Origin of the sequence: Phormidium pseudopriestleyi FRX01 (assembly GCF_017313335.1) — a bacterium.
GTDB classification, from domain to species: Bacteria; Cyanobacteriota; Cyanobacteriia; order Cyanobacteriales; family Laspinemataceae; genus Laspinema; species Laspinema pseudopriestleyi.
The window spans coordinates 1-4,937 of record NZ_JAFLQW010000415.1 but is presented as its reverse complement, the minus strand read 5'-3'; the positions used below and the strand labels follow the sequence as shown (position 1 = coordinate 4,937).

At 44.7% G+C, this 4,937-nt stretch carries 6 protein-coding genes; 5 read left to right on the top strand and 1 reads right to left on the bottom strand.

Annotated elements, in window-relative coordinates:
- Nucleotides 1-215 precede the first annotated feature (215 nt).
- From J0895_RS15620 to psb35, 5 genes are all read left to right on the top strand, one after another.
- A complete protein-coding gene (locus tag J0895_RS15620) occupies nucleotides 216-1,325 on the top strand; it encodes an AAA family ATPase (protein WP_207088972.1) in 1,110 nt (369 codons plus the stop codon).
- Complete coding sequence (locus J0895_RS15615) at nucleotides 1,322-1,804, top strand: hypothetical protein (protein WP_207088971.1); 483 nt, start codon at nucleotides 1,322-1,324, stop codon at nucleotides 1,802-1,804. Before J0895_RS15620 ends, J0895_RS15615 begins: the two co-directional genes overlap by 4 nt.
- Before the next feature lie 219 nt (nucleotides 1,805-2,023).
- Entirely contained in the window at nucleotides 2,024-2,248 is a 225-nt protein-coding gene (locus J0895_RS15610; RefSeq protein ID WP_207088970.1) for a hypothetical protein, read from the top strand.
- Nucleotides 2,239-2,637, top strand: a complete 399-nt coding sequence (locus J0895_RS15605; RefSeq protein WP_207088969.1) for a type II toxin-antitoxin system VapC family toxin — start codon at nucleotides 2,239-2,241, stop codon at nucleotides 2,635-2,637. The genes J0895_RS15610 and J0895_RS15605 overlap by 10 nt, the downstream gene beginning before the upstream one ends.
- Nucleotides 2,638-2,974: 337 nt before the next feature.
- Nucleotides 2,975-3,169, top strand: a complete 195-nt coding sequence (gene psb35 / locus J0895_RS15600; RefSeq protein ID WP_207088968.1) for a photosystem II assembly protein Psb35 — start codon at nucleotides 2,975-2,977, stop codon at nucleotides 3,167-3,169.
- 69 nt (nucleotides 3,170-3,238) lie between these two features.
- Here the strand turns inward: psb35 and J0895_RS15595 are convergent, their stop codons facing one another.
- Nucleotides 3,239-4,609 (bottom strand): 16S rRNA (cytosine(967)-C(5))-methyltransferase, encoded by a 1,371-nt coding sequence (locus J0895_RS15595; RefSeq protein WP_207088967.1) that lies wholly within the window; start codon nucleotides 4,607-4,609, stop codon nucleotides 3,239-3,241.
- Between the last annotated feature and the right edge of the window lie 328 nt (nucleotides 4,610-4,937).

Genomic DNA, 4,937 nt, shown 5'->3' with positions numbered 1-4,937 from the left:
GATGGACGCGAAAAGTTTATCAAAACAAAGCCGGTTACTCCGAATAGTATTTTCTATGGAGATACCACTCCAGATAATGCTCAAAAGGGTTCTGCCAATGCTGGAGATTATTCTGATGGATATTACTAACTAGGCAGATGAAAACTGATGACCACCCCAAGGATGACTTATAATAATCCTTGGGGTGTTTATTTTTAAAATAGAAGGAGTATTGAATGCTGCACCGAATCTATGTCAATAATTTTAGATGCTTAGAAAACTTTGAATTCACTACCAAAGGAATTTCATCAGCGCTTTTAATTGGAAAAAATGGTTCAGGTAAATCAACAATTGGTAAAGTCTTAGAGGTTTTTCAAAGTATTGGCAGAGGAATTAATAAGGTTGGCCAACTGGTTCAAGAAAAGGATTTCTGTCAGGGACGTTCTAATATTCCCATTCGCCTTGAGATTGAAGTCTTTTTGCAGAAAAAACTCTATAAATATAGCCTAGCCTTTGAATTGCCAAAAAACTTTAAAGAAATGAGAGTTTTGGAAGAAGAATTGCTCGTGGATGGCCAGGAGATTTACAGTCGAAAAGAAGCGCAAATTACGCTTTTAAAAACCTCGCAAAACCGCACAGCGGAGTTTCTAGTGGATTGGCATCTGGTTGCCCTTCCGGTTATTCAAGAGCAATCCCAGACAGACCCCCTACATATTTTTAAAACTTGGCTTGCTCGCCTGATTATTTTAGCTCCTATTCCAAGTTTCATCAAGGGAGATTCTCTCGGTGAAACCTTGGAACCTCAACGGACTGGTTCAAATTTTGGGGAGTGGTTGTCTGGTTTATTGAATCTCTATCCGGCTGCCTATACCCAGATAGACCAATATCTGCGAGACGTCATTCCGGACTTTAAAGATTTTCAGAATAAAGGAATAGGTAAAGATTTTAAAAGTATGATAGTTTCGTTTGAAGCAAAGAATGCCTATTTCAGTGTTGATTTTGAAGATTTATCTGAGGGAGAAAAATGTTTTTTCTTAGGGGCCGTTGTTGTTGCAGCTAACCAATTTTATGGACCGCTTTGTTGCTTTTGGGATGAACCAGAAAATTATATATCTTTGTCCGAAGTTGGACATTTTGTCACGGCACTCCGGCATTCATTTAAGAAGGGAGGTCAGCTACTCGTGACCTCCCATAACCCCGAAGCTATCCGCAAATTTTCTAATGAAAATACCTGGGTGCTTTATCGAAACAGTCACTTAGAACCCCCTCTAATCAGGTCGCTTGAGGATATTTCAATTCACGGTGATTTAGTGGGGGCTTTAATTCAGGGTGATTTAGATTTATGACCAATAAATTTAGGCCCCATGTTCACGTCTTGCCAGAAGATGATGCAAACCGTCAGATTGCCAATGGATTTATTTCTTTCAATCCCAACCTGAATAAAGCAATTCAAATCCTGCCTCCATCGGGCGGGTGGTTAAAAGTTGTGAATGAGTTGAAGACTGTTCAGGGTCCTAAAATGCAAAACATTCCTCTCCGAATGCTGGTTTTACTGATTGATTTTGATAATAAGATAGAACGATTGACTGATGTCAGGGCACAAATTCCAGATGGCTTACAAAGTCGGGTATTCGTTTTGGGGGTCCTGTCTGAACCCGAGCGTTTAAAAGCGGATTTCAAAAAAACGTTTGAAGGAATCGGAGAAGCATTAGCACAAGATTGTGCGGATAATCACCAAACATTTTGGGACCATGAACTGCTCAGACACAACCACTCTGAGTTAGAACACCTGCGATCATCGGTTAGACCCTTTTTATTTCAGTAATTACCCAATCTGGGTAGATTAAAGAGCGCAGAAGGGTAAAAAAAGATAATCAATTATAATCTATGTAGAGGCGGATGGACCCATATTAGGGGCTAGGCTCAGGTCCGATCTCGACTCTCAGGAGAAGTTTGCCGCTTACCTGGGTGTGTCCTTCCAGAACCGCTCTGGAGAAGGGACGGGCTACCCCCTCACCGATGACAATTGAAGCCGGGAGAATTTATGTTACTCAAAAAAATTATCCAAGAGTTACAAGATATCCCAGAAGAGAAACTTGTAGAAATTTATGACCTGATTCACTACTTCCGTTTGGGTTTGAATCAAGAAAATACCGAACCCCCGTCGGTGAGCGAAGTCGAACCCCGCACCCCGGGTTTACTCACTGGAAAACTCTCAGACGCATTTTTTGAACCTTTACCCGAAGAGGAACTCCGGCAATGGGAATGAGCTATCTCATCGATACTCATATCCTACTTTGGTGGCTGTTTAATGACCCTAAACTTAACGAAAAGTGTCGAGAAATCATTCGCAATCCCGACCATCGTATTCTGGTTAGCAGCGCCTCTGCTTGGGAAATTGCCACCAAATACCGCATCGGCAAACTTCCTGAAGCGAAACCTTTGGTTAATAATTATCAGGGCATCTTACAGCAAGCACAGTTCATCGAACTCACCATCACCGCCGCCCACGCCCTTAGAGCGGGAAATCTACCCATTTCCCATCGAGATCCATTTGATCGAATGCTGATGGCTCAGGCAGAACTGGAAAATCTGCCGATTCTCACCTACGACACTGCTTTTCACACAGGTTTGATTCAGGTAATTCCTTCCCCCTAGCAACAATTATGAAGGAAGCTGAGACTCCCTCTGAATAAGTGGCGCGATCGCGTTGCTGATGATTCCCTTCGAGGACAAAAGCGGCAGATGAGAGGCGCGGTACTACCAACACAATGCCATCACCAAAGTTTTAGAAGCCATTGCAGTCGGAGGTAGTTACAGGTGGGATTAACGAGAAAGCCCGATCGCCCCTCCATCACGCTAAAACCTCCCCTCACCGCAAAACCTCAATCATAAATTTTTCTAATCATTCAATCTGACCTAATATTCCTCTTTAGAGGGATACAGGAGGGTCACTCTTGCCGTAAGCTGAGAGTGTAGTTCGTGAAAAGCGCTTATGAATATATTGATGGAAGTCTCTGCTGCTGCGGGGGCCAGTGCTAACAATTTTCCTGTCAGTTTTACCTTGGTGTATGTCGTAGGCTTTATTGCGGCAGTGACCCTGGGTTCGATCGCCTGGTATAACTCCAAGCGTCCCCCCGGTTGGGAAGATAAAGATCGTCCCGATGTTGTCCCCAAGGTTGATAAGTAAAACTTAAGTCAAGACCACCCATAATAATAAAATCTAAGTCAGGGCGATCGCCGATTGATCGCCCTGGCATTACTCTGTCTGCTGTTTCTTTAGTCTCACCATGAAAAATCCGTCCATATCATGATGGTGGGGCCAGACGGTGATCCAGCCTTCGGGTTTGGCAAAGTGTGCCGCAGGGGAGTCGGAGGTAGGCGGTTCTATCTCCCAGTCGGCATGACTTCCCAAGAATCCTTGAATCACCTCTTCATTTTCCAGGGGATGGATGGTACAGGTGGCATAGACGAGGTGACCCCCGGGTTTCACCCAATGGGCAGTTTCTGCCAGTAATTCCTTCTGGAGTTGGGATAGTTCCTGGATATTTTCCGGGGTTTGACGCCAACGGGCATCGGCGCGACGATGAAGGGTGCCGAGTCCGGAACAAGGGGCATCTAAGAGTACCCAGTCAGCGGTTTGATGAAATTGCCTGAAGTTGCGACTATCTCCACTCAGGGTTTGAATGGATTTAAGCTGGAGTCTGTGGGCATTTTCTTTGACTTTTTTGAGTCGGGAAGGCGCTTTATCACAAGCCCAAATTGTGCCTGTATCTCCCATCATCTCAGCAATATGGGTGGTTTTTCCTCCGGGGGCGGCACAGGCATCGATCGCCACTTGTCCGGGTTTCGCTTCAAGCAAGGACCCGACTAATTGAGCGCTACTGTCTTGAATTGTCCACCATCCTGCCTGATATCCGGGTAAGTTTTCAATGGCACCGGCACCACTACATAAGCGCAATCCTTGGGGTAAATGGGGCAATCTGGCAACTTGAACCCCGGCGGATTGGAACGCGGTTTCGACTTCTTCTCGGGTGGTTTTTAAGGGATTGATGCGTAAATCTAGGGTCGGGGATTGGTTGAACCAAGCACAGAGTTTTTCAGTTTCTGCGAATCCCAGGCGATCGCACCAGTTGGCAACAATCCAATCGGGGAAGCTATGCAAAATTCCTAAACGAGATATTTCATCATCGGGAAGCACTAAGGGGTCAGTATTTTCGGATTCAGTTAAACGAATATATTGGCGCAATAATCCATTAACAAACCCGGCAAGTCCTTTAAATTTATTTTCCTTGGTTAATTCAACGGTAGTATTGACAGCGGCAGAGGCAGGAATAGTCGAGAGATACCGCAGTTGATATAATCCGAGATGGAAAATGATGCGAAGGTCATCGGGTTGATTGGCGGATTTCTTTTTAGCCAGTTGGTCGATTATCGCATCTAAGGTTCGCATTCTTCGCACACAACCATAGACTAATTCGGTGGCTAATCGGCGATCGCTGGGAATCAGGGCAGAATCTTCCCCCAGTTTGGCTTTTTGCAGCCATTTATCCAGGGCAATATCGGCAAATACACCCCGACGATGGACATCTCGGAGGGCTAAAAAGGCAATTTGGCGCGGATTAGACATTTACAGTTGAGGGTTAAGATTGCAGAAGGCAGCCACATTCTATAGAAATCAGGATGAAACTTTGCGGTTCTGATTTATTGTTTTACTTAGAATGAGTTGGACCTAAAATTATAAACGGTTCTTAACCCAATGACGGAGAAAATTTTGCAGGCATTTGTAATTTTTAGGGGAGGGCAATGCTGAAAAGTCTCTTACCGTCGATGCAGGCGCGATCGCAACCGTTCTAATTCGGCATCAATTTCTGCAAAATCTAGGTCCGGCATGGCTTCTAAATCTTGTTCTAGGTTAGCGGAAGCGAGACTGGCTTTAAACATATCTCGTTCCGATT

Coding starts and splice junctions, on each gene's coding strand:
- J0895_RS15610 (WP_207088970.1), top strand. CDS start 2,024: ATGTTACTCAAAAAAATTATCCAAGAGTTACAAGATATCCCAGAAGAG.
- J0895_RS15620 (WP_207088972.1), top strand. CDS start 216: ATGCTGCACCGAATCTATGTCAATAATTTTAGATGCTTAGAAAACTTT.
- J0895_RS15605 (WP_207088969.1), top strand. CDS start 2,239: ATGGGAATGAGCTATCTCATCGATACTCATATCCTACTTTGGTGGCTG.
- J0895_RS15595 (WP_207088967.1), bottom strand. CDS start 4,609: ATGTCTAATCCGCGCCAAATTGCCTTTTTAGCCCTCCGAGATGTCCAT.
- psb35 (WP_207088968.1), top strand. CDS start 2,975: ATGAATATATTGATGGAAGTCTCTGCTGCTGCGGGGGCCAGTGCTAAC.
- J0895_RS15615 (WP_207088971.1), top strand. CDS start 1,322: ATGACCAATAAATTTAGGCCCCATGTTCACGTCTTGCCAGAAGATGAT.